This is a genomic window from Variovorax sp. MHTC-1, from assembly GCF_003984645.1.
In the GTDB taxonomy this organism is placed as follows: domain Bacteria; phylum Pseudomonadota; class Gammaproteobacteria; order Burkholderiales; family Burkholderiaceae_C; genus Variovorax.
Map to the genome: position 1 here is coordinate 341,497 of NZ_RWKI01000006.1, position 23,264 is coordinate 364,760.

General features: G+C 67.7%; 17 protein-coding genes. 6 read left to right on the top strand and 11 right to left on the bottom strand.

What is annotated here, in order from left to right; genetic code table 11:
- Positions 1 to 7: 7 nt before the first annotated feature.
- From yjfF to EJI01_RS13515, 8 genes are all read right to left on the bottom strand, one after another.
- The gene (gene yjfF / locus EJI01_RS13480; protein ID WP_126837648.1) at positions 8 to 1,039 is read right to left on the bottom strand and encodes a galactofuranose ABC transporter, permease protein YjfF; all 1,032 of its coding nucleotides are present in this window, start codon (positions 1,037 to 1,039) and stop codon (positions 8 to 10) included.
- A complete protein-coding gene (locus EJI01_RS13485; RefSeq protein WP_126837649.1) occupies positions 1,036 to 2,103 on the bottom strand; it encodes an ABC transporter permease in 1,068 nt (355 codons plus the stop codon). Before EJI01_RS13485 ends, yjfF begins: the two co-directional genes overlap by 4 nt.
- Positions 2,100 to 3,626, bottom strand: coding sequence for a sugar ABC transporter ATP-binding protein (locus tag EJI01_RS13490; RefSeq protein ID WP_126837650.1), 1,527 nt, complete (start codon positions 3,624 to 3,626; stop codon positions 2,100 to 2,102). The genes EJI01_RS13485 and EJI01_RS13490 overlap by 4 nt, the downstream gene beginning before the upstream one ends.
- Positions 3,627 to 4,895, bottom strand: coding sequence for a multiple monosaccharide ABC transporter permease (mmsB, locus tag EJI01_RS13495; protein ID WP_126837651.1), 1,269 nt, complete (start codon positions 4,893 to 4,895; stop codon positions 3,627 to 3,629).
- Complete coding sequence (gene mmsA, locus EJI01_RS13500; RefSeq protein WP_126837703.1) at positions 4,888 to 6,408, bottom strand: multiple monosaccharide ABC transporter ATP-binding protein; 1,521 nt, start codon at positions 6,406 to 6,408, stop codon at positions 4,888 to 4,890. Before mmsA ends, mmsB begins: the two co-directional genes overlap by 8 nt.
- A gap of 55 nt (positions 6,409 to 6,463) precedes the next feature.
- The gene (gene chvE / locus EJI01_RS13505) at positions 6,464 to 7,534 is read right to left on the bottom strand and encodes a multiple monosaccharide ABC transporter substrate-binding protein (RefSeq protein WP_126837652.1); all 1,071 of its coding nucleotides are present in this window, start codon (positions 7,532 to 7,534) and stop codon (positions 6,464 to 6,466) included.
- A gap of 132 nt (positions 7,535 to 7,666) precedes the next feature.
- Positions 7,667 to 8,635, bottom strand: a complete 969-nt coding sequence (locus EJI01_RS13510) for an ABC transporter substrate-binding protein (RefSeq protein ID WP_126837653.1) — start codon at positions 8,633 to 8,635, stop codon at positions 7,667 to 7,669.
- Between the two features lie 58 nt (positions 8,636 to 8,693).
- A complete protein-coding gene (locus tag EJI01_RS13515; protein ID WP_126837654.1) occupies positions 8,694 to 10,145 on the bottom strand; it encodes an aldehyde dehydrogenase family protein in 1,452 nt (483 codons plus the stop codon).
- Positions 10,146 to 10,235: 90 nt separating this feature from the next.
- On the opposite strand from EJI01_RS13515, the gene EJI01_RS13520 reads away from it, so the two are divergent.
- Positions 10,236 to 11,195, top strand: a complete 960-nt coding sequence (locus tag EJI01_RS13520; protein ID WP_126837655.1) for a LysR family transcriptional regulator — start codon at positions 10,236 to 10,238, stop codon at positions 11,193 to 11,195.
- 315 nt (positions 11,196 to 11,510) lie between these two features.
- Here EJI01_RS13520 and EJI01_RS13525 read toward each other — a convergent pair whose 3' ends face one another.
- Positions 11,511 to 12,287 carry an SDR family NAD(P)-dependent oxidoreductase gene (locus EJI01_RS13525; protein ID WP_126837656.1) on the bottom strand — a complete coding sequence of 259 codons (777 nt, stop codon included), beginning with the start codon at positions 12,285 to 12,287 and terminating at the stop codon, positions 11,511 to 11,513.
- A 119-nt stretch (positions 12,288 to 12,406) separates the two neighbouring features.
- Here EJI01_RS13525 and EJI01_RS13530 point away from each other — a divergent pair, with 119 nt between their 5' ends.
- Positions 12,407 to 13,318 (top strand): SMP-30/gluconolactonase/LRE family protein, encoded by a 912-nt coding sequence (locus EJI01_RS13530; protein ID WP_126837657.1) that lies wholly within the window; start codon positions 12,407 to 12,409, stop codon positions 13,316 to 13,318.
- 9 nt (positions 13,319 to 13,327) lie between these two features.
- On the opposite strand, the gene EJI01_RS13535 is transcribed toward EJI01_RS13530, so the two are convergent.
- Entirely contained in the window at positions 13,328 to 14,296 is a 969-nt protein-coding gene (locus EJI01_RS13535) for an AraC family transcriptional regulator (RefSeq protein WP_126837658.1), read from the bottom strand.
- A gap of 143 nt (positions 14,297 to 14,439) precedes the next feature.
- Here EJI01_RS13535 and EJI01_RS13540 point away from each other — a divergent pair, with 143 nt between their 5' ends.
- On the top strand, positions 14,440 to 15,345 hold the full coding sequence (locus EJI01_RS13540; RefSeq protein ID WP_126837659.1) for an NmrA family NAD(P)-binding protein: 906 nt from the start codon (positions 14,440 to 14,442) through the stop codon (positions 15,343 to 15,345).
- A gap of 19 nt (positions 15,346 to 15,364) precedes the next feature.
- On the opposite strand, the gene EJI01_RS13545 is transcribed toward EJI01_RS13540, so the two are convergent.
- Positions 15,365 to 15,625 (bottom strand): hypothetical protein, encoded by a 261-nt coding sequence (locus tag EJI01_RS13545; RefSeq protein WP_126837660.1) that lies wholly within the window; start codon positions 15,623 to 15,625, stop codon positions 15,365 to 15,367.
- Between the two features lie 181 nt (positions 15,626 to 15,806).
- On the opposite strand from EJI01_RS13545, the gene glgB reads away from it, so the two are divergent.
- The 3 genes from glgB (at position 15,807) to treS (ending at position 23,248) form a co-directional block, all read left to right on the top strand.
- Entirely contained in the window at positions 15,807 to 17,708 is a 1,902-nt protein-coding gene (gene glgB / locus EJI01_RS13550; RefSeq protein ID WP_126837661.1) for a 1,4-alpha-glucan branching protein GlgB, read from the top strand.
- Between the two features lie 155 nt (positions 17,709 to 17,863).
- On the top strand, positions 17,864 to 19,894 hold the full coding sequence (locus tag EJI01_RS13555) for an alpha-1,4-glucan--maltose-1-phosphate maltosyltransferase (protein WP_409513948.1): 2,031 nt from the start codon (positions 17,864 to 17,866) through the stop codon (positions 19,892 to 19,894).
- 12 nt (positions 19,895 to 19,906) lie between these two features.
- Positions 19,907 to 23,248, top strand: a complete 3,342-nt coding sequence (gene treS / locus EJI01_RS13560; RefSeq protein WP_126837663.1) for a maltose alpha-D-glucosyltransferase — start codon at positions 19,907 to 19,909, stop codon at positions 23,246 to 23,248.
- Positions 23,249 to 23,264: the final 16 nt, after the last annotated feature.

Genomic DNA, 23,264 nt, shown 5'->3' on the forward strand with positions numbered 1-23,264 from the left:
AAGCTTTCTAGCCGCGGCCGGGGTTGCGCGCGGCGAACAGGCGTTGCAGGAGACAGAAGACGAAGAGCAGCGCGCCGACGACGATGCGCGTCCACCAGGAGCTCAGCGTGCCGTCGAAGGAAATGAGGGTCTGGATGATGCCCAGCATCAGCACGCCGAACAGCGTGCCGACGACGTAGCCGACGCCGCCGGTGAGCAGCGTGCCGCCGATCACCACCGCCGCAATGGCATCCAGCTCGAGCCCGACCGCGTGCAGCCCGTAGCCGGACAGCATGTAGAAGGTGAACACCACGCCGGCCAGCGCCGAGCAGAAGCCCGACAGCGTGTAGACGCCGACCACCGTCGAGCGCACCGGCAGCCCCATCAGCAAGGCCGACTGTTCGTTGCCGCCGATCGCATAGACGGTGCGGCCGAAGGGCGTGTAGTGCGCGACGAAGACCGCGAGCGCCACCACCGCCAGCGCGATCAGCCCGCTGGCCGAGATCGAGGCCTCGCCCCAGACCGGCATCCGCCACTGCGACACCTCGGAGTAGAAGGCGTTGGTGATGCTGATCGAGTCGATGCTGATCAGATAGCAGAGGCCGCGCGCGAGGAACATGCCGGCCAGCGTGACGATGAAGGGCTGGAGCCGGAAGCGCTCGATCAGAACGCCCATGAACGCCCCGAACAGCGTGCCCATGGCCAGCACCAGCGGGATCACGATGGCCGGGCTCCAGCCGTGCTTCTCGACCAGCGAGGCCGAGACCATGGTGGTCAGCGCGATCACCGATCCCACCGACAGGTCGATGCCGCCCGACAGGATCACGAAGGTCAGGCCGACGGCGACGATGCACAGGAAGGCGTTGTCGATCAGCAGGTTCAGGAACACCTGCGGCGAGAAGAAGCCGTCGTAGAACACCGAGCCCAGCGTCGCCATCAGCATGAAGAGCGAGATGGTCGCGCTCAGCGGCAGGTACTTGGGGTTCATGCGCCGAGGCTTCGGCGCAGCCGCAATCTCCGGCGCCGCAGCTTCGGGCGTGCGTGACACCACCGCGCTCATGGCTTCACCTCGCCGCGCACCGGCCGCTGCACCAGCGTGCGCATGCTGGCGCGGAACTCCGCCGATTGCAGCAGCATGACCGCGAACACCACCGCCGCCTTCACCACCAGGTTGATCTCCGGCGGCACGCCCAGCGAATAGATGGCATAGGTCAGCGTCTGGATGATCAGCGCGCCGATCACGCTGCCGATCAGGCTGAAGCGGCCGCCGGTGAGCGCCGTGCCGCCGAGCGTGACGGCGAGGATGGCGTCTAGCTCCAGCAGCTGGCCCGCGTTGTTGCCGTCGGCGCTCTTCACGTTGGAGCTGATCAGGAGCCCCGCGACGCCGGCGCAGAAGCCGCAGAACATGTAGGCGCCGACGATGACGCGGCGCGCGCGCACGCCGGCCACGCGCGCCGCGCCCGGATTGATGCCCACCGCCTGGATGAAGAGTCCCAGCGCGCTGCGCGTGATGCCGAAGTAGACGATCGCCAGCACCAGCGCGGCGATGTACACCGAGAAGGGCAGCCCGAACAGGTAGCCGCTGCCGATGAAGAAGAACGGGGAGTAGTAGATCGTGATGATCTGGCCGCCGGTGATCAGCTGCGCGATGCCGCGCCCGGCCACCATGAGGATCAGCGTCGCGATGATCGGCTGCATGCCGACGCGCGCGACCAGCAGACCGTTCCACAACCCGCAGGCCGCCGCCGCACCGAGCGCCGCGAGGATGGCCAGCCACATCGGGAAGCGGCTGACCTCGGCGGCGGCGCCGTTGGCGACCACCAGCGATCCGCCGATCATCCAGGCCGCGATCGCCGCGGCGATGGCCACCACCGCGCCGACCGAGATGTCGATGCCGCGGGTGGCGATGACCAGCGTCATGCCGAGCGACACCAGCACCAGCGGCGCCGCGCGGTTGAGGATGTCGATCAGGCTGCCGTAGAGATGGCCGTCGCGCCATTCCAGATGTAGGAAGCTCGGGTTGAAGGCCGCGTTGACGGCCAGCAGCAAAAGCAGCGTGACCACCGGCCATGCGAGGCGGTGACCGAACATCCGCCTGAAGGATTCGGAAAACGATGCGCTCATGATTCCGCCGCGATCAGTTCGTAGACCGCGTCCTCGCTGCTGCCCGCCGGCAGCTCGCCCACCTTGCGCCGCTCGCGCAGCACCGCGATGCGGTGCGAGACGCGCACCACCTCGTTCATTTCGGAGGAGATGAACAGCACCGCCATGCCATCGCCGGCGAGCCGCAGGATCTCGTCCATGATTTCCTGCTTGGCCGCGACATCGATGCCGCGCGTCGGCTCGTCGAGGATCAAGAGGCGCGGCCGGGTCGCCAGCCAGCGCGCGAGCACCGCCTTCTGCTGGTTGCCGCCCGAGAGCAGTCCGATCGGCGTCTCGACGCTCGCGGTCTTGATGCCCAGCGCCTTGACGAAGCGCTCCGCCAGCGCCGTCTGCTCGGCGCGCGAAAGCGTGCGGCGCAGCCCCATGCTCGCCTGCAGGGCCAGCGCGATGTTCTCGCGCAGCGAGAGCTCGGCCACGATGCCCTCGGTCTTGCGCTCCTCGGGACACAGCGCGAGCCCATGCTTCACCGCATCGGCCGGGCTGGCGAGTTCGACGGCGACGCCGTCCACGCGCAGGCGGCCGCAATCCGGCTTCGCCAGGCCGAACAGCAGCCGCGCCAGCTCGGTACGGCCGGCGCCCAGCAGGCCGGCCAGCCCCACCACCTCGCCCGCGCGCACGCTGAGGTCGACCGGCTGCAGCTGCCCGCGCTGGCCCAGGCCGTCGGCTTGCAGCACCGCGGGCGCGAACTCCTCGAGGGCCGGCAGCTGCGCAGGGCCGGCGGCCTGCGCCGCGAACTCGCGCCCCACCATGGCGGAGATGAGCGCCTGCGGACCGAGCTCGCTCGCGCGCCACTCGCCCACCCAGCTGCCGTTGCGCAGCACCGTGATGCGGTCCGACACGGCATAGACCTGGTTCAGGAAATGCGTGATGAACAGGATCGCCAGGCCCTCGCTGCGCAGCCGCCGCAGCACCGCGAACAGGCTCTTCACCTCTTCGTCGTCGAGGCTCGAGGTCGGCTCGTCGAGGATCAGCACGCGGGACGAGAGGCCGAGCGCGCGCGCGATCGCCACCATCTGCTGCACGGCCACCGAATAGCTCGACAGCAGCTGCGAAACATCGATGTCCACGTCCAGCCGCGCCAGCAGCGCGCGCGCATCGCGGTTCACCTTCGCCCAGTCGATGCGAAAGCCCTGCGCCGGGCCGCAGCGCGGATAGCGCCCAGAGAACATGTTCTCGGCCACCGACAGGTTCGGGCAGAGATTGACTTCCTGGTAGACCGTGCTGATGCCCATGCGCTGCGCCTCGAGCGGCGAGCCGGGCCGGATCGGCTGCCCCGCGAGCCGCATCTCGCCGGCGTCGGCGGCATGGACGCCGGTCAGCACCTTGATGAGCGTCGACTTGCCCGCGCCGTTCTGTCCCATCAGCGCATGGATCTCGCCCGGCCGGAGCTTGAGCGCGACGCCGCGCAGCGCCGGCACGCCGTTGAACTGCTTGTCGATGCCGGCGAGCTCCAGCACCGGCGCGTCGGAGGAAGCGGCGTTCATCTACTTGTTCTTGTTGTAGACGTCGATGAACACCGCGGCCAGCAGCACCAGGCCCTTGATGACCTGCTGGTAGTCGATGCCGATGCCGAGGATCGACATGCCGTTGTTCATCACGCCCATGACGAAGGCGCCGATGACCGCACCCATCACCTTGCCGACGCCGCCCGAGGCCGAAGCGCCGCCGATGAAGCAGGCCGCGATCACGTCGAGTTCGAAGCCGAGCCCCGCCTTCGGCGTGGCCGTGTTGAGGCGCGCCGCGAACACCAGTCCGGCCAGCGCCGCCAGCACGCCCATGTTGACGAAAGTCAGGAAGGCGAGCCGCTGCGTCTTGATGCCCGACAGCCGCGCGGCCTTCTCGTTGCCGCCCAGCGCGTAGATGCGGCGGCCGACCGTGGTGCGGCTGGTCACGAAGTCGTAGGCCACGATCAGCACCGCCATCACGATCAGCACGTTCGGCAGGCCCTTGTAGGTGGCCAGCAGGTAGCTCAGCAGCAGGATGACCGCGGCGAAGAACAGGTTCTTGACGAGGAAGAAGGCGTAGGGCTCCTGCTCCATGCCGTGCTGCGCCAGCTTGGCGCGGCCGCGCAGCTTGAAGAACACCAGCGCCACCGCCGCCAGCGCGCCGAGCGCGAGCGAGCTCAGGTGCAGGCCGCCGCTGACCCCCAGGTCGGGCACGAAGCCCGAGCTCAGTTTCTGGAAGGTCTCGGGGAAGGGGCCCACCGACTGCCCCGCGAGCAGCGCCAGCGTCAGCCCCTTGAAGACCAGCATGCCGGCCAGCGTGACGATGAAGGAGGGGATACGGAAGAAGGCCACGAACCAGCCCTGCGAGGCGCCGATCAGGCCGCCGGCGATCAGGCAGACGATGAAGGTCGGCACGAAATGCCACTCGTACTCCACCATCAGCACCGCCGCCAGCGCGCCGATGAAGCCGCAGACCGAGCCGACCGACAGGTCGATGTGCCCGGCCACGATCACCAGCAGCATGCCGAGCGCCATGATCACGATGTAGCTGTTCTGCAGCAGCAGGTTGGTGAGGTTCAGCGGCCGCATCAGCGTGCCGTCCGTCAGCACCTGGAACAGCACCATGATCGCGACCAGCGAGATCAGCATGCCGTATTCGCGCAGGTTGTTCTTGAGGAAGCCTGAATGCGCCTCCCCCGCCAGGACCCCCGCGGAACCGGCTTCGCCGGGCCGCTGGGGCTGCGCCCGGAGGGGGGGTGTCTGAGTCACACGAAGGGGGCCAGGCTGGAGGGGAGCCTTTTCACTCATGGACGCTGCTCCCCGAGGCCACGATGGCCCGCATGATCTTTTCCTGCGACGCTTCGGCGGCAGGAAGTTCGGCGACGAATCGCCCCTCGTTCATCACATAGATGCGGTCGCACATGCCCAGCAGTTCGGGCAGTTCGGAAGAAATCATGAGAATGCCTTTGCCCTGGCTCGCGAGCTGGTCGATGATGGTGTAGATCTCGTACTTGGCGCCGACGTCGATGCCGCGCGTGGGCTCGTCGAGGATCAGCAGTTCGGGCTTCACGAACAGCCACTTGGCGAGCACCACCTTCTGCTGGTTGCCGCCCGACAGGTTGAGCACCTGCTGGTCGACGCCGGCGCAGCGGATGCCGAGCGCGCGGCGGTACTCGTTGGCGACCTTGAACTCGCGCGCGTCGTCGATCACGCCGCCGTCCGAGATGGCCGCCAGATTGGCGAGGCTCACGTTCTTTCGGATGTCCTCCTCCAGCACCAGGCCGGCGCCCTTGCGGTCTTCGGTGACGTAGGCGATGCCGTGGTCGATCGCGCGGCCGATGGTGGAAACGTCCACTTCCTTGCCGTGCATGAAGACCGAGCCGCTGATGCGCTGGCCGTAGGAGCGCCCGAACACGCTCATCGCGAACTCGGTGCGGCCGGCGCCCATGAGGCCGGCGATGCCGACGATCTCGCCGCGCCGCACGTGCAGGTTCACGCCCTTGATCTGCTCGCGCTCGGCATGCAGCGCGTGGTGCACGCGCCAGTCGCGCACCTCGAACACGGTCTCGCCGATCTGCGGCGTGCGCTCGGGATAGCGGTGCGCCATGTCGCGCCCCACCATGCCGCGGATGATCCGGTCCTCGCTGATCGGCGCGGTGCGGCAGTCCATGGTCTCGACGGTGGCGCCGTCGCGCAGCACGGTGATCGAGTCAGCCACCTTGGCGATCTCGTTGAGCTTGTGCGAGATGAGGATCGAGGAGATGCCTTGCTTCTTGAGGCCGAGCAGGAGCTGCAGCAGCGCATCGCTGTCGCTCTCGTTGAGGCTCGCCGTCGGCTCGTCGAGGATCAGGAGCTTGACCTCCTTCGAGAGCGCCTTCGCGATCTCCACCAGCTGCTGCTTGCCGACGCCGAGGTCGGTGATCAGCGCGGTCGGCGGCTCCTTCAGGCCGACCTTGGCCAAGAGCTCGCGCGTCTTCGCATAGGCGGAGAACCAGTCGATCACGCCGCCACGCGCCGTCTCGTTGCCGAGGAAGATGTTCTCGGCGATCGACAACAGCGGCACCAGCGCGAGCTCCTGGTGGATGATGATGATGCCGAGCTTCTCGCTGTCGGCGATGTCGTGGAAGCGGCGCAGCTCGCCCTCGAAGCGGATCTCGCCGGAATAGCTGTCGCAGGGATAGACCCCACTGAGCACCTTCATCAGCGTCGACTTGCCCGCGCCGTTCTCGCCCACCACCGCGTGGATCTCGCCCGCGCGCACCGCGAGGTTGACGTTGTCCAGCGCGTTCACCCCCGGAAAGGTCTTGGTGATGCCGCGCATCTCCAGAATCACATCGTTCACCCTGTCTCCTTCGAACCTCCGCCTGCCGCCGCGGCTACTTGATCTGGCTTTCCTTGTAGTAGCCGCTGTCGACCAGTGCCTGCTTCCAGTTCGATGCGTCGACGCTGACCGGCTTGAGCAGGTAGGAGGGCACGACCTTGACGCCGTTGTTGTAGGTCTTGGTGTCGTTCACCTCCGGCGTCTTGCCGGCAAGCATCGCGTCCACCATGTTCACCGTCACCTTGGCCAGTTCGCGCGTGTCCTTGAACACGGTGGCCGTCTGCTCCTTGCGCAGGATCGACTTGACCGAGGGCACTTCGGCATCCTGCCCCGTCACCACCGGCATCGGCTGCTGGCCCGAGCCGTAGCCCACGCCCTTCAGCGAGGAGATGATGCCGATCGAGAGGCCGTCGTAGGGCGAGAGCACTGCATCGACGCGGTCCTTGGTGTAGTAGGCCGACAGCAGGTTGTCCATGCGCGCCTGCGCCACCGCGCCGTCCCAGCGCAGCGTGGAAACCTTGTCCATGCCCAGCTGCTTGCTGCGCACCACCAGCTTGCCGCTGTCGATGTAGGGCTTGAGCACCGACATCGCGCCGTTGTAGAAGAAGAAGGCGTTGTTGTCGTCCGGCGAGCCGCCGAAGAGCTCGATGTTGTACGGGCCCTTGCCTTCCTTCAGCTTCAGCGCCTGCTCGATGTAGCCCGCCTGCAGCACGCCGACCTGGAAGTTGTCGAAGGTCGCGTAGTAGTCGACGTTCTTCGAGCCCTTGATGAGCCGGTCGTAGGCGATCACTTTCACGCCCCTGTCGGCCGCCTTCTGCAGCACGTCCGACAGGGTGCTGCCATCGATCGCGGCGATCACCAGCACCTTCGCGCCCTTCGTCACCATGTTCTCGATCTGCGCGAGCTGGTTCGGGATGTCGTCGTCGGCGTACTGGAGATCGGTCTTGTAGCCCTTCTCCTTGAAGTACTTGACCATGTTGGTGCCGTCGGCGATCCAGCGCGCCGAGGACTTGGTCGGCATCGAGATCGCGATCGGGCCCTTGTCCTGCGCCTGGGCCAGCGGCGCGAGGCCGATCAGGCCCATGGCGGCGCCGGCGAGCAGGGTCTTGAGAAAGATGCGTTTCATGAACAATGTCTCCTTAGGTTGATCCGGACCCCTTCCAGGAACACCACGGAACCGGCTGTGCCGGGCCGTCGGTGTTGCCCCCGGCGAGGGGGAAGGCGCGCGCGACACGAAGTGCGCGAAGCCTGGGGGTGGTCAATACTTCCTTTTCGGGAATTCCTTGGCGGCCACTTCCATCGGGAAGATGCCCTCTTCCGTCACGATGCGCTTCGGAACCGGCTTGCCGGCCTTGATGTCCTTCACCGCCGTCATCAGCTGCGGGCCGAGCAGCGGGCTGCATTCGACCGACACGTTGAGCTTGCCGGCCATCATGGCCTCGAAGGCGCCCTTGACCGCGTCGATCGAGATGATCGTGATGTCCTTCGCCGGCTTCATGCCCGCTTCCTCGATGGCCTGGATCGCGCCGATCGCCATGTCGTCGTTGTGCGCGTAGAGCACGTTGATCTTCTTGCCCTCGGCCTTAAGGAAGGCTTCCATCACTTCCTTGCCCTTGGCGCGCGTGAAGTCGCCGGTCTGAGAGCGGATGATCTTGAACTTCGGATCGGCCTTGATGATTTCCTCGAAGCCCTTCTTGCGGTCGATCGCGGGCGCCGAGCCCACGGTGCCCTGCAGCTCGACGATGTTGACCTCGCCCTTCTGGTCCTTCATCTTCTCGACCAGCCAGCGCCCGGCCTTGCGGCCTTCCTCGACGAAGTCGGAACCCATGAAGGTGACGTAGAGCGAGTCGTCCTTGGCGTTGACGGCGCGGTCGGTCAGCACCACCGGGATCTTGGCGGCCTTGGCTTCGCGCAGCACCGTTTCCCAGCCCGACTCGACCACCGGCGAGAACGCGATGACATCGACCTTTTGCGCGATGAAGGAGCGGATCGCCTTGATCTGGTTCTCCTGCTTCTGCTGCCCGTCGGAGAACTTGAGCTCGATGCCGGCCTCCTTGGCGGCCGACTTGATCGACTCCGTATTGGCGGTGCGCCATTCGCTTTCGGCGCCGACCTGGGCGAAGCCGAGAACGATCTTCTTCTGCGCCAGCGCCGTGCCCGGCAGCAGCGAAGCCATCGAGGCGGCTGCGAGGGCAAGCGTGGTGAGCGTGCGACGGTTCAGTTTCATGGTCTGTCTCCTGTGGTTGTCGTGGTGAAAAAAAACTCAAGCGCCGGGGGTGCCTGCATCAGGCCATCACATACCCCGTCTTGACCGTGGTGTAGAACTCGGCCGCGTAGCGCCCCTGCTCCCGCGGCCCGTAGCTCGATGCCTTGCGGCCGCCGAAGGGCACGTGGTAGTCGACGCCGGCAGTCGGCAGGTTGACCATGGTCATGCCCACCTTGGCGTGGCGCTTGAAGTGCATGGCGCGCTGCAGCGAGGCAGTGCAGATGCCGGCGCACAGGCCGAAGGGCGTGTCGTTGGCCAGCACCAGCGCATGCTCGTAGTCGTCGGCGCGCAGCACGCAGGCAACCGGGCCGAAGATCTCTTCGCGCGCCACGCGCTGATGGGGCCGGGCCAGGAACAGGGCCGGGCTCATGTAGTGGCCGGCAGTCGGCCGCGTGAGCAGCTCGCCGCCCCACACGTGCTCGGCGCCCTCCTCGATCGCGGCCGCGATCGAGGCCATGTTCTGCCCGAGCTGGCGGCGGTCGACCACCGGGCCGATGTCGATGCCGCGCTCCAGCGCATGCCCGACCTTGAGCGCGGCCATGCGGCGGCGCAGGCGCGCGACGAAGGCATCGTGCACCGGCGCTTCGACGATCAGCCGGCTCGATGCGGTGCAACGCTGCCCGGTCGAGAAGTACGCGCCCTGCACCGCGCAGTCGACGGCAAGCTCGAGGTCGGCGTCGGCCAGCACCACGAGCGGATTCTTGCCGCCCATCTCGAGCTGCACCTTGGCGTGGCGCGCCGATGCGGCGCGCAGGATGCGCTCGCCGGTCTCGACCGAGCCGGTGAAGCTGATCGCATCGACCAGCGGGCTGTCGACGATCGCCTGGCCCACCTCGCGGCCGCTGCCCATCACCAGGTTGAAGGTGCCGGCCGGCAGCGCCGCGCGGCTGATGATCTCGGCGAGCGCCCAGCCGCAGGCCGGCACCAGTTCGGCCGGCTTGAACACCACGCTGTTGCCGTAGGCGAGCGCGGGCGCGATCTTCCAGGCGGGAATCGCGAGCGGAAAATTCCAGGGTGCGATCAGGCCGACCACTCCGACGGGCTCGCGCGTCACGTCGACCTGCACGCCGGGGCGCATCGACGACATCGTCTCGCCGCCAGCGCGCAGCGCCTCGCCGGCGAAGAACTTGAAGATCTGGCCTGCGCGCGTCGCTTCGGCGATGGCCTCGGCCAGGGTCTTGCCTTCCTCGCGCGCCAGCAGCACGCCGAGTTCTTCGCGGCGCGCCAGCAGCTCGCTGCCGATCTGGTCGAGCACGTCGGCGCGGCGCTGCGGCGTGGTCCGGCTCCAGTGCGGAAAGGCATCGACTGCCGCGCGGATCGCCGATTCGGTCTGGCTGCGGTCGGCGCGCGCGTACTCGGCGACCACCTCGCGCGTGTCGGACGGGTTTTCGCTCAGGCCGCTGGTCACGCCGGTCTCCCAGCGGCCGTTGATGTACTGCCTGGCGTTCTGTTGGAGGTGGCTGCGCTTCAAAGTGCGGCGAGTTTAGGAATCACACCAATATCTTTCCAATCAATATTTGGATTGAATCGATATCAGAAACAGCATCCAGGTAAACCCCAAATGACCAACTACACCCACTGGTTCATCCGTGCACGCCTCAAGACCCGCCAATTGCTGCTGCTCGTGGCCCTGGCCGAGGAAGGCAACATCCATCGCGCGGCGCAGGTGCTCAACATGACGCAGCCCGCGGCCTCGAAGCTGCTGAAGGACCTGGAGGACGTGCTGGAGGTCTCGCTCTTCGAGCGCCTGCCGCGCGGCATGCGCCCGACCTGGTACGGCGAGACCATGATCCGCCACGCGCGCGAGGCCCTGGCGAGCCTCAACCAGGCGCACGACGAGCTGGTCGCGCTGAAGGCCGGCAGCTTCGGCCAGGTCGGCATCGGCGCGGTCACCTCGCCCGGCCTGGTGCTGCTGCCGCCGGCGATGGTGGCGGTGAAGCGCGAGCAGCCGAACCTGCGCATCTCGCTCGATATCGAGACCAGCCCGGTGCTGTTCGAACGGCTCGAGCAGGGCAAGCTCGACATCCTGGTCGCGCGCCTGTTCGCGGAGCACGACAAGTCGAACCTGCGCTACGAGGCGCTGGTCGAGGAGCCGGTGTGCGCGCTGGTGCGCCCCGGGCATCCGCTGCTCGGCATGAGCGGCCTGGGCCTGCGCGACCTGGTCTCGGCCGGCTGGATCGTGCCGCCGGCAGGCAGCGTGCTGCGCCACCGCTTCGACCTGATGTTCCAGGAGGAAGGCCTCGCGCCGCCGCTCAACGTGATCGAGACCGCGGCGCTGCTGTTCATCACGCGCATGCTGCAGCAGAGCGACATGATTGCCGTGCTCGCGACCGACGTGGCCCGCTACTACGCCGCGCACGGCATCGGCGCCGTGCTGCCGGTCGACATGCCCTGCCACATGGACGCCTTCGGCCTCATCACGCGCACCGACCGGCTGCCCTCGCCCGCGGCCAAGGTGATGATGAAGGCGCTGAAGGCGCAATGCTTGGCGGTGTATGGGCGGCGGCTGGAGGCGGACTAGGGTCCTGCTTGTCGTTCGGGGTGCGGGAGGCGGGCGGTGTGCCCTGTGCCGGCCCACGGCACCGCGTGCCTCCAGACAGGTTCGGCGCGCCCCCCAACCCTCCCCCAGAGGGGGAGGGAGCAAGACGGGATGCGATGCCGCTCTTTCGCGCGCAGCCGGTATTCCTCCCTCCCCCTCTGGGGAAGGGTTGGGGTGGGGGCACCGGGCCCTCGAAGCGCACGCGACACTCGAACACCTACAAAGCCCGGTATGCGGCATGGGTCGGGCGATCCCCTCTGCGCCGCCGAAGCGTCCAAACCAGCGGAAAGCAGAGCCCTACACCCAGCCCGCATCCACCTTGAACTCCTGCGCCGTGCACATCGCCGCGTCGTCCGAAGCGAGGAACAGCACCATGCGCGCGATGTCATGCGGCTGCAGCTTGTCGGGCAGGCACTGGTTGCGCTTGATCTCGCGCTCGCCCTCGGCGTCGAGCCAGAGCTTGATCTGGCGCTCTGTCATCACCCAGCCCGGCGACACCGTGTTGATGCGGATGCGGTCCTCGCCCAGCGGCCTGGCGAGCCCGCGCGTGAGGCCGTTGACCGACGATTTCGCGATTGCATAGCAGGGGTAGGCGCCGCCCTTGCCCTGCCAGCCGGTCGAGCCGAGATTGACGATCGAGCCGAAGCCCAGGCGCCGCATGCCCGGCACCACCGACTGGATGGCGAAGAAGGCGGGCCGCTCGTTGATCGCCATGCGCTCCTCGTAGTAGGCCGGCGTCACCGATTCGAGCGTGTGGCGATCGTCGCTCGCGACGTTGTTGACCAGCACCGCGAAATCGCCCAGCTCTGCCGCCGCCTCGGCGATGCACGACTGCAGCGCCGCCACGTCGCGCACATCGCACACGCGCCACCATGGCGCGGCATGGCCCGCCTCGGCCAGTTGCCGCGCGAGCGCATCGCTCGCGCCCTCGGCGATGTCGACGAAGGCCACGCGCGCGCCCTGCTCGGCGAAGGCGCTCACCATCGCGGCGCCGATGCCGCTGCCGCCGCCGGTAATGAAAACCGGCCTTCCCTTCAGGCTCGGATAGGTGGAAAGTGCAGAGGCGGGATTCATCAAGTCTCCAAAATATGGGATTGCAATTCGCGTATCAATCAATACACAAACAATTAATTTCTAATATCAATATGCCTTGATACGATCCGCCGCGTCAAGGGACACCGCAGGAGACACGCTTGAACAAGACATTCCCGCCCACGGTCCTCGAAGCCCCCCGCTGCATCTGGCCGGCCGGCGCGACGCTCGGCGAAGGCACGCTGTGGTCGGTGCGCGAACAGGCGCTCTACTGGGTCGACATCCTCGAGCGCCGGCTGCATCGCTTCGACCCCGCCGGCGGCGAGCGCAGGAGTTGGGATTTCGACGAGGAGATCTCGGCGCTGGCCGAGCGGGCGCAAGCCCCGGGTCTGCTCGTCACGCTACGCCGCGGCTTCGCGTTCTTCGATCCGGCGGCGAGCGAGCTGCCGCCCACCTATCTGCACCAGCCCGAGCCGGAGCTGCCGGCCAACCGCTTCAACGACGGCAAGTGCGATGCAGAAGGCCGGTTCTGGGGCGGCACCATGGACTTCGCCTGCGAGGCGCCGACCGGCGCGCTGTACCGCTTCGACGCCGACGGCCGCGCAAGCCGCCACGACCAGGGCTTCGCCGTGACCAACGGCCCGACCTGGTCGCTCGACGGCAGGACGATGTACTTCAACGACACCGTCACCGGCCGCATCCATGCCTACGACTTCGACATGACCGCAGGCACGCTCGCCAACAAGCGCCAGTGGCTGCGCTTCGCGCGCGGCGACGGCCTGCCGGACGGCATGACCACCGATGCCGCCGGCAGGCTCTGGATCGCGCACTGGGGCGGCGCCTGCGTGAGCTGCCACGATCCGGTCAGCGCCGAAGAACTCTGCCGCGTGAAGCTGCCGACCAGCCACGTCACGAACTGCGCCTTCGGCGATGCGGACCTGCGCACGCTCTACATCACGAGCGCGACCAGCGGGCTGACACCGGCACAGCGGGAAGCCGAGCCCGAGGCCGGCGGCCTGTTCGCGGTGCGCATCGACAGCCCGGGCCTGCCGGCGCCCTTGTTCGGCGGCTAAGGCCTGGCCCTAGAACTCAGGCAGCGCGATGTCGCGCTGGCGCCGCGCCGCCCCCGGCGACACGCCGATGAAGCGCTTGAAGGAACGGCTGAACGCCGCCTCCGACTGGTAGCCGAGCTGGCTTGCCAGCTCCACCGGCCGCGCGTTCTTTTCCTGCAGCAGCGTCAGCGCGACGTGCATGCGCCAGCGCGCCACGTAGTGCATCGCCGGCTCCCCGACCAGCCCCGTGAAGCGCGCCGCGAAGGCCGAGCGCGACATCGCGACCTCGGCCGCCAGCGAGGCCACCGTCCAGGGCCGCGCGGCATCGCGATGGATCAGCGAGATGGCGCGGCCGATCTGCCGGTCCTGCAGCGCACCCAGCCATCCGGTGCGGGCCGCGGGATCGCGCGCCATCCAGGAGCGGATCGCCTGGATCACGAGGATGTCGGCCAGCCGCGTGATGATGGTCTCGCCGCCCGGCTGCATGGCGCGCGCTTCGGCAGCCATGAAGCGCAGCGTGCTGCCGAGCCAGTCGGCCTCGGGCGACGCCGAAGCATCGATGCGGATCACGCCGGGCAGCAGCTTGACCAGCCGGTGCGCGGCCGGGTGGTCGAAGCGCACCGCGCCGCAGACCAGGTGGGTGGGCGCGCCGCCGCCGCCGTGCCGCAGCACCTCGTAGCGGTCGCTCTGCTCTGCGCGCGGCAGATCGAAGAGCGCCGGAGTCTCGGCCCCGGGCTCGCTCAGCAGCCGGTGGCCCGCGCCGTGCGGCACCAGCGCGAAATCGCCGGGCTGCAGCAATTGCGGCTCGCTGCCCTCGACCTCGAGCCAGCAGGGGCCGGTGGTCACGGCATGGAACATCAGGCTGTCGGCCATCGGCGGCACCGCCACCCCCCAGGGCGCCGTCAACTCCGAACGGCAATAGAAGATGCCGCTCATGCGCAGGAAGTGCAGCGCCTCGCCGAGCGGATCCACGGGCACCAGGATGTCTTTGAGCTTCATGCGGGCAGTATGCGGAGCTCCCATGCAATCGTCCAGGCGGCTTGGACGAATGAGCACGAAAGGGCGATTCTCAAGCATTGATAAGCCTGCTTTCGACGCCGATAGTAGACGCCATGTCAACCCCAACCCAAGGAGCAACGGACATGAGCAACACCAACCCCGCCATCACCGTCATGGGCGCCACCGGCCACACCGGCGGCAAGATCGCCGCGCGCCTGCAGGCCGCAGGCGCCAAGGTGCGCGCCCTCGGCCGCAACCCGGACAAGCTGGCCGCGCTCGAACGCGCCGGCGCCGAAGTGCTGGCGGGCGACACCTGCGATCCGGCTTTTCTCGCTCGGGCCTTCCGGGGCGCCGATGCCGTCTACACGCTGCTGGCCACCGACCGCCGCGCGCCGGACTACCGGGCCCGGCAGGACCAGGAAGGCGAGGCCATCGCCGAAGCCCTGCGCGCGAGCGGCGTGCGCCAAGTCGTCGCGCTCAGCAGCCTGGGCGCAGACGTGGCCGAAGGCACGGGTGTGATCGCCGGCCTGCATGCGCAGGAAGAGCGGCTGAAGCGGATCGCCGGCATCCACCTGCTGCTGCTGCGCCCGGTGTCCTTCTTCGAGAATTTCTACGACGCGCTGGGCCAGATCAAGGAAGCGGGCGTGATCGCGGACACCGTCGAAGCGGACATCGCCGTTCCCATGATCGCGGCCGACGACATCGCCGCGGTCGCGGCCGGGGCGCTGCTGGCGCGCGACTGGACCGGCGTCGCCTTGCGCGAGCTGCTAGGCCAGCGCGACCTGAGCCACAGCGAGGTGGCACGCATCCTGGGCGAGCGCATCGGCAAGCCCGAGCTCGCCTATGTGCAGATCTCCGAGGCCGAGATGACCGGCGCCATGATCGAGGCCGGCCTGTCGCCGAGCTTTGCCGCGCTGTATCTCGAGATGACGCACGCCTTCAACGAAGGCCGGATCGGGCCGAGCGCGGGGCGAAACGCCGCCAACACCACGGCCACGCGCTTCGAGGACTTCGCCGAGGAGTTCGCAAGGGTCTACGCGGCACTGTGACCGGCCCTTCTTCGCTGCGCTAACGCCGCCAGGAAGACCACCAGATGTCTGCGCTGCGAATCGTGATTTCGCTGCAGCGGCTGCCTCCCGCCAGTTGCATCGCAAGGGCGCGCAGCCGCGGCATGTGGCGCTCGAGCGTGGTCGCCAGGCTTTCTTCGTCGGGCGTTGCGCCGAGCGCGATCAAGGCTTCGTTGTTGACGCGAACCGTCACCTTCCCCTGCGAGTTCTCGATCACGAAGTGGTGGCCGGGAAGCTTGAGTTCGGAAGAGCTGACGGGCATCGCGCGTCTCCTGCAAAGTTTTCCAGAACTTCGCGAAGGCCGATAGCGGGCGGCGTAGGAGCAGCGCGCGCGCCTGTTCCCGAAAAGGCTTACAGGGACCGACGGACGAGTCGCTGTCCGACAGCCTGAAGCGCATGCGCCGCGCTTGCGCGACGCCCGGCCGGCACTTCAATGGCGGGCTGTGCATACCCAACACCAATACCAATTCCTCGGTCCCCAAGACGGCTACCTGTTCGCGGAAGGCACCCACTCGCGGCTCTACGAGCGCCTCGGCTGCCACCTCCAGCCGACGGGAGGGGCGGACTTTGCGGTCTGGGCGCCGAACGCCGAATCCGTGAGCGTGATCGGCGACTGGAACGGCTGGTCGGGCGAAGCCGACTGGCTCGAGTCGCGCGGCGAGCTCGGCATCTGGCAGGGCCATGTGCCCGATGCCGCGCCTGGGCAGGCCTACAAGTACCGCATCCGCTCGCGCCATGGCGGCTGGCAGGTCGACAAGGCCGATCCCTTCGCCTTCTGCGCCGAGCTGCCGCCGGCCACGGGCTCGCGCATCTGGGCGCTCGACTACAGCTGGAACGACCACGATTGGATGGCCGCACGCGCGCCGAAGAATGCGCTGGACGCCCCGATGTCCGTCTACGAGGTGCACCTCGGCTCGTGGCGGCGCAAGGAGGGCCGCTTCTTCGGCTACCGCGAGCTCGCGCACGAGCTGGCCGACTATGTGATCGCGATGGGCTTCACGCACGTCGAGCTCATGCCCGTGACCGAGCATCCGTTCTACGGCTCCTGGGGCTACCAGACCACCGGCTACTTCGCGCCCACCGCGCGTTTCGGCACGCCGCAGGATTTCATGTACTTCGTCGACCATCTGCACCAGCGCGGCATCGGCGTGCTGCTGGACTGGGTGCCCTCGCATTTCCCGACCGACGAGCACGGCCTCGGCTACTTCGACGGCACCCATCTCTACGAACATGCCGACCCGCGGCAGGGCTTCCATCCGGAATGGAACTCGAGCATCTTCAACTACGGGCGCAACGAGGTCCGCAGCTTCCTCATCTCGTCGGCCCTGTTCTGGCTCGACAAGTACCACCTCGACGGCCTGCGCGTCGACGCGGTGGCCTCGATGCTCTACCTCGACTACGCGCGCCAGCACGGCGGCTGGATTCCCAACCGCTACGGCGGCCGCGAGAACCTGGAAGCCGTCGAGTTCCTGCAGACCCTGAACCGCGCCGTGTACCGCGAGCATCCCGACACGCTCACCATCGCCGAGGAATCGACCGCCTGGCCGCGCGTCTCGCGCCCGACCGACATGGACGGCCTGGGCTTCGGCATGAAATGGAACATGGGCTGGATGCACGACAGCCTGGCCTACATGAAGGAGGACCCGGTCCATCGCAAGTACCACCATCACAAGCTGACCTTCTCGCTGGTCTATGCCTTCAACGAGAACTTCGTGCTGCCGCTTTCGCACGACGAGGTGGTGCATGGCAAGGGCTCGCTGCTCAACAAGATGCCGGGCGACGCATGGCAGCAGTTCGCCAACCTGCGCGCGCTGCTCGGCTTCATGTGGGGGCATCCGGGGAAGAAGCTGCTGTTCATGGGCGGCGAGTTCGGGCAGCGGCGCGAATGGAACCATGACGACGAGCTCGAGTGGTGGGTGGCCGCGCTCGAGGGCCATGCGGGCCTGCAGCGTTTCGTGAAGGAGCTCAACCGCATCTACCGCGCCGCGCCCGCGCTGCACCAGCTCGACTTCTCGGCCGCCGGATTCGAGTGGGTCGCCGCCGACGACGCCGACCGCAGCGTGCTCGCCTTTCTGCGCAAGCCGCGCGACGGCGCGGCAGCGCCGCTCCTGGTCGTCAGCAACCTGACGCCGGTGCCGCGCACCAACTACCTGCTCGGCGTGCCGGCACCCGGCTTCTGGCGCGAGCTGGTCAACAGCGACGCCGGCGAGTTCGGCGGTGCGGGCTGGGGCAACCTCGGCGGCATCGAGTCGGCGCCGGTGCGCGCCCATGGCCGCATGCACTCCGTGTGCCTCACGCTGCCGCCACTCTCCACTCTGTTTCTCGAGCACGCACCTCATGGCTGAAATGACGCTCTCCCCCAGGCTTCCCCACTTCGTGTGGTCCGCCAACCCCCTCACCGGGGGCAACACCAGCGGCCCGGCAAAGCCGGTTCCGCGGTGTTCCCCAATCGGGCCTGCCTTCGCCGGCCGCGAGCATGAAGCACATTGGAGCAACTGAGATGGCAGCATCCTCGGCGAAGATCGAACGCATGGTCGAGGACGGCCGCGTGCGCGCCGTGATCGACGCCGTCCTGCCCATCGTGGACGGCGGGCGCTTTCCCGTGAAGCGCGTGGCCGGCGAAACGCTGCGCGTGCAGGCCCACTGCTTCGCCGAGGGCCACGACATGCTGCGCGTCATGCTGCGCTGGCGCAGCGAGGACGACGCCCACGGCGCCGAGCTGCCGATGAAGCCTCTGGGCAACGACGTGTGGGAGGCCGAGTTCACGCCGCCCGCGATCGGCCGCTACCGCTACACCGTCGCGGCCTGGGTCGATGCCTTCGAGTCCTGGCATCACGACATGGCACGGCGCGTCGAGCTCGACGACATCCGCATCGCATCGCAGGTCGGCGCGCTCGAGATCGCGGCGGCCGCCGAGCGCGCCAACGGCGTGGACCGCAAGACGCTGGCCCGCTGGGGCATGGAATTGCACAGCGCGGCCGTCGCCGACGCGGCCGATGCGACGATGCTCAAGGCGCTGGCGCTGGACGAAGCCCTGGCCGCGCTCGCCGCCCGCTATCCGGACCGCCGCCTGGCGACGCAGTATCCGCTGGAGCTGCCGCTGGTGGCCGATCGCGACCGGGCGCGCTTCAGCAGCTGGTACGAACTCTTCCCGCGCTCGACGGCGACCGAGGCCGGGCGCCACGGCAGCTTCAAGGACGTGGCAGCGCGCCTGCCCGCGATCGCGGCCATGGGCTTCGACGTGCTGTACTTCCCGCCGATCCATCCGATCGGCCGCGTGCAGCGCAAGGGCAAGAACAATGCGCTGGTCGCCAAGGACGACGACGTCGGCAGCCCGTGGGCGATCGGCGCGGCCGAAGGCGGCCACAAGTCCATCCTGCCCGCACTCGGCACGGCCGATGACTTCCGGCATCTGATCGCGCAGGCGGCCGGCCACGGGCTCGAGATCGCGCTCGACATCGCCTTCCAGTGCGCGCCGGACCATCCGTACGTGAAGGCGCATCCGAGCTGGTTCCGCTGGCGGCCGGACGGCAGCGTGCAGTACGCCGAAAACCCGCCGAAGAAATACCAGGACATCTACCCCTTCAACTTCGAGAGCGAGGACTGGCAGGCGCTGTGGGCCGAGCTCAAGAGCGTCTTCGACCACTGGATCGCCGAGGGCGTGAAGATCTTCCGCGTCGACAACCCGCACACCAAGGCTTTTCCCTTCTGGGAATGGGCGATCACGGAAATCAAGCGCCAGCATCCCGAGGTCATCTTCCTGGCCGAAGCCTTCACGCGGCCGAAGGTGATGCACCGGCTGGCCAAGCTCGGCTTCACCCAGTCCTACACCTACTTCACCTGGCGCAACGACAAGCAGGAACTGACCGAGTACTTCACCGAGCTCTCGGTGGGCCCGGGCAGCGAATATTTCCGCCCCAACGTCTGGCCCAACACGCCCGACATCCTGCACGAGCGCCTGCAGGGCGGCGAGCCCGCTGTCTTCATGGCACGCCTGGTCCTCGCCGCGACGCTGGCCGCCAACTACGGCATCTACGGCCCCGCCTTCGAACTGCGCGAGCACCTGCCGCGCGAGCCCGGCAGCGAGGAGTACCTGCATTCCGAGAAATACCAGCTGCGCAACTGGAACCACGACGATCCGGGAAGCCTCGCGCCCTTCATCGCGCGCGTCAACGGCATCCGGCGCGACAACCCCGCGCTCCATGCCGACCGCAACCTGCGCTTCCTCGCGATCGACAACGACCAGCTGCTGGCCTACGCCAAGCACTCCGACGACGGCAGCAACGTGATCGTGACCGTGGTGAACCTCGACCCGCACAACGTGCAGTCCGGCTGGCTCGAACTCGATCCCGCGTCCATCGACTGCGAGGCCGGGCATCCGTTCCAGATGCACGACCTGCTGAGCAACCAGCGCTTCGTGTGGCAGGGAGACCGCCATTTCGTCCGGCTCGATCCGCACAGCGTGCCGGCGCACATCTTCCGGGTGCGGCGCCGGGTTCGCGACGAGCGCGAGTTCGATTATTTCCAGTGAGATCTTGCGGCCATGAACGCTCCGGTACCCCACCTGGCTCTCGAGACCGTCGAGATCGACAGCAGCGACGATCCGCTGTGGTACCGCGATGCGGTCATCTACCAGCTCAACGTCAAGGCCTTCTTCGATTCCAACGACGACGGCGTCGGCGACTTCAAGGGCGTCACCGCCAAGCTCGACTACGTGAAGGATCTCGGCGTCAACACCATCTGGCTGATGCCCTTCTACCCCTCGCCCCTGCGCGACGACGGCTACGACATCTCCGAATACGAGAACGTGCATCCGCAATACGGCACGCTGGACGACTTCCGCGAGATGCTGGACGCGGCGCACCGCCGCGGCCTGCGCGTGATCACCGAGCTCGTCATCAACCACACCTCGAGCGACCATCCGTGGTTCCAGGCCGCTCGCCGCGCGCCGCCCGGCTCGCCCGAGCGCGACTTCTATGTCTGGAGCGACAGCGACCAGCTCTACCAGGGCACGCGCATCATCTTCACCGACACCGAGACCTCGAACTGGAGCTGGGACCCGCTCGCCAAGGCCTACTACTGGCACCGCTTCTTCAGCCACCAGCCGGACCTGAACTTCGACAACCCCCAGGTGCTGGAGGCGGTGTTCAAGACCATGCGCTTCTGGCTCGACATGGGCGTCGACGGCTTCCGGCTGGACGCGATTCCCTACCTGATCGAGCGCGACGGCACCAGCAACGAGAACCTGCCGGAGACGCACGCGGTGATCAAGAAGCTGCGCGCCGCCATCGACGCGCGCTACAAGAACCGCTTCCTGCTGGCCGAGGCCAACATGTGGCCCGAGGACGTGCGCGAATACTTCGGCGACGGCAACGAGTGCCACATGGCCTACCACTTCCCCTTGATGCCGCGCATGTACATGGCGATCGCGCAGGAAGACCGGCATCCGATCGTCGAGATCATCCAGCAGACGCCCGAGATTCCCGAAGGCTGCCAATGGGCCATCTTCCTGCGCAACCATGACGAGCTGACGCTGGAGATGGTCACCAGCAAGGAGCGCGACTACATGTACCTCATGTATGCCGCCGACCTGCGCGCCCGCATCAACGTCGGCATCCGGCGCCGGCTCGCGCCGCTGATGGAGAACGACATCGACCGCGTCAAGCTGATGAACGGCATGCTGCTGTCGATGCCGGGCTCGCCGATCATCTACTACGGCGACGAGATCGGCATGGGCGACAACTTCTTCGTCGGCGACCGCAACGGCGTGCGCACGCCGATGCAATGGAGTCCCGACCGCAACGCCGGCTTCTCGCGCGCCGACCCGCAGCGCTTGTACCTGCAGCCGATCATGGATGCGATGTACGGCTTCGAGGCGCTCAACGTCGAGGCGCAGGCGCGCGACGCCAGCTCGCTGCTCAACTGGACGCGGCGCATGCTGGCCGTGCGCAAGACCAGCCATGCTTTCGGGCGCGGCAAGCGCATCTTCCTGAAGCCCGGCAACCGCAAGATCCTGGCCTACCTGAGCGAGTACGGCGAGGACACCATCCTCACGGTCTTCAACCTCTCGCGCGCCGCGCAGCCGGTGGAGCTCGACCTGTCGGCCTACAAGGGCAAGGTGCCGGTCGAGATGCTGGGCCGCACCTCCTTCCCGCCCATCGGGGAGCTGCCCTACCTGCTGACCCTGCCCTCGTACGGCTTCTACTGGTTCCGCCTCGCGGCCGATGCCGAGATGCCGAGCTGGCACCAGGAAGGCGTCGGGCTGCAGGACCGGCCGACGCTGGTGCTGTTCGACGGCTGGACCAGCTTCTTCCGCGACCGCGTGATGCCGTGGCGCATCGGCATGGCCGAGCGGATGCTGACGCAGTTCGAGACCGACACGCTGCCGCGCTTCCTGGAGATCCAGCGCTGGTACGCCTCCAAGGGCACGCCGATCGTTCGGGCGCGGCTGGTCGACCATGCGGTGTGGGACGCCGGCGAGTTCAGCTGGATGCTGCCGCTGCTGCAGCTCGACGGCCCCGCCGAGCAGTCGACCTACTTCGTGCCGCTCGCGCTGGCATGGGAGGAGCAGGACGAGGAGCGCTTCAACCGCCTGACGCCGGCTGCGCTGGCCAAGGTGCGGCAGCAGGCCAACGTGGGCGTCATGGCAGATGCCTTCTACGACGAGGCCTTCTGCCGTGCGGTGGTCGAGGCGATCCGCGCCGGCAAGGAGATCGCCACCAGCGCCGGCCGCTTGCGCTTCACGCCCACCGAGGCTTTCAGCGACTTTCCGGTGGACCTCGGCGCGCTGCCCGTGGCCCGGCCCAGCGCGATGAGCAGCAACACCGTCGTCACCTTCGACGAGACCCTGTTCCTCAAGGGCTATCGCAACCTGCGCGACGGCGTGAATCCCGAGCTCGAGATGGGCTGGTTCCTGACCAGCGTCGCACGCTTTCCGCATTGCGTTCCGGTCCTGGGCGCGCTCGAGTACCTCGGCGAGGACGGCCGCATGGTGACGCTGGCGATGGTCCAGTCCTACGTGACCAACCAGGGCGACGGCTGGGTCTACACGCTCGGCTATCTGGAGCGCTTCCTCGAAGAGCTGCGCACCGCTGGCGCCGATGCCATCGCCGCGGCAGCGCCGGCCCAGGCGCACGGCGGCTTCCTCGCGTTGATGGCGGTGCTCGGCCGGCGCACGGCCGAGCTGCACCTGGCGCTGGCCGCGCGCACCGGCGACGCAGCCTTCGACCCCGAGCCGCTCGGCCCCGACGACATCGAAGCCATGCGCGAGCACGCGCTGACCGATGCGGCCGCCAGCATGGCCTTGCTGCGCGATCGCCTGCGGCAGCTGCCCGCGACCACGCAGGAAGATGCGCTGGCCCTTCTTTCGCGCCACGAGGCGCTGCAGCATCGCATCAGCACGGCTGCCGGAAACGCCGACGGCGGCATCAAGACCCGCTACCACGGCGACTACCACCTGGGCCAGGTGCTGGTGGCCGACAACGACTTCGTCATCATCGATTTCGAAGGCGAACCCACGCGCAGCTTCGAGGAGCGCCGCGCCAAGGGCTCGCCGCTGCGCGACGTCGCCGGCATGCTGCGCTCGTTCAACTACGCGCGCTGGTCGGCCTTGCGGCGCGTGGCGCAGAACGCCGACGAGCTCCAGCGGCTCGACGCGCCGGCGCGCGACTGGGAACTCGCAGCGCGGGAGGCCTTCCTCTCGGCCTATACGAATGCCATGGCCGCCGCCGAAGCGGCTGCGCCGATCGACGCGAATCTTCTCGAGTTGTTCGAACTTGAAAAGGCGCTGTACGAGCTGCGCTACGAACTCAACAATCGCACCGACTGGGTCCAGGTTCCGCTGCAAGGCCTGCTGGCATTGGACGGTGCCGGCTCATCGCGCTGAGCGAGCCACTGGAGAA

Excerpts from the sequence above, each read along its gene's own strand:
- yjfF (WP_126837648.1), bottom strand. The coding sequence starts at position 1,039 with ATGAGCGCGGTGGTGTCACGCACGCCCGAAGCTGCGGCGCCGGAGATT.
- EJI01_RS13485 (WP_126837649.1), bottom strand. The coding sequence starts at position 2,103 with ATGAGCGCATCGTTTTCCGAATCCTTCAGGCGGATGTTCGGTCACCGC.
- EJI01_RS13490 (WP_126837650.1), bottom strand. The coding sequence starts at position 3,626 with ATGAACGCCGCTTCCTCCGACGCGCCGGTGCTGGAGCTCGCCGGCATC.
- mmsB (WP_126837651.1), bottom strand. The coding sequence starts at position 4,895 with ATGAGTGAAAAGGCTCCCCTCCAGCCTGGCCCCCTTCGTGTGACTCAG.
- mmsA (WP_126837703.1), bottom strand. The coding sequence starts at position 6,408 with ATGCGCGGCATCACCAAGACCTTTCCGGGGGTGAACGCGCTGGACAAC.
- chvE (WP_126837652.1), bottom strand. The coding sequence starts at position 7,534 with ATGAAACGCATCTTTCTCAAGACCCTGCTCGCCGGCGCCGCCATGGGC.
- EJI01_RS13510 (WP_126837653.1), bottom strand. The coding sequence starts at position 8,635 with ATGAAACTGAACCGTCGCACGCTCACCACGCTTGCCCTCGCAGCCGCC.
- EJI01_RS13520 (WP_126837655.1), top strand. The coding sequence starts at position 10,236 with ATGACCAACTACACCCACTGGTTCATCCGTGCACGCCTCAAGACCCGC.
- EJI01_RS13525 (WP_126837656.1), bottom strand. The coding sequence starts at position 12,287 with ATGAATCCCGCCTCTGCACTTTCCACCTATCCGAGCCTGAAGGGAAGG.
- EJI01_RS13535 (WP_126837658.1), bottom strand. The coding sequence starts at position 14,296 with ATGAAGCTCAAAGACATCCTGGTGCCCGTGGATCCGCTCGGCGAGGCG.
- EJI01_RS13540 (WP_126837659.1), top strand. The coding sequence starts at position 14,440 with ATGAGCAACACCAACCCCGCCATCACCGTCATGGGCGCCACCGGCCAC.
- EJI01_RS13545 (WP_126837660.1), bottom strand. The coding sequence starts at position 15,625 with ATGCCCGTCAGCTCTTCCGAACTCAAGCTTCCCGGCCACCACTTCGTG.
- EJI01_RS13555 (WP_409513948.1), top strand. The coding sequence starts at position 17,864 with ATGGCAGCATCCTCGGCGAAGATCGAACGCATGGTCGAGGACGGCCGC.
- treS (WP_126837663.1), top strand. The coding sequence starts at position 19,907 with ATGAACGCTCCGGTACCCCACCTGGCTCTCGAGACCGTCGAGATCGAC.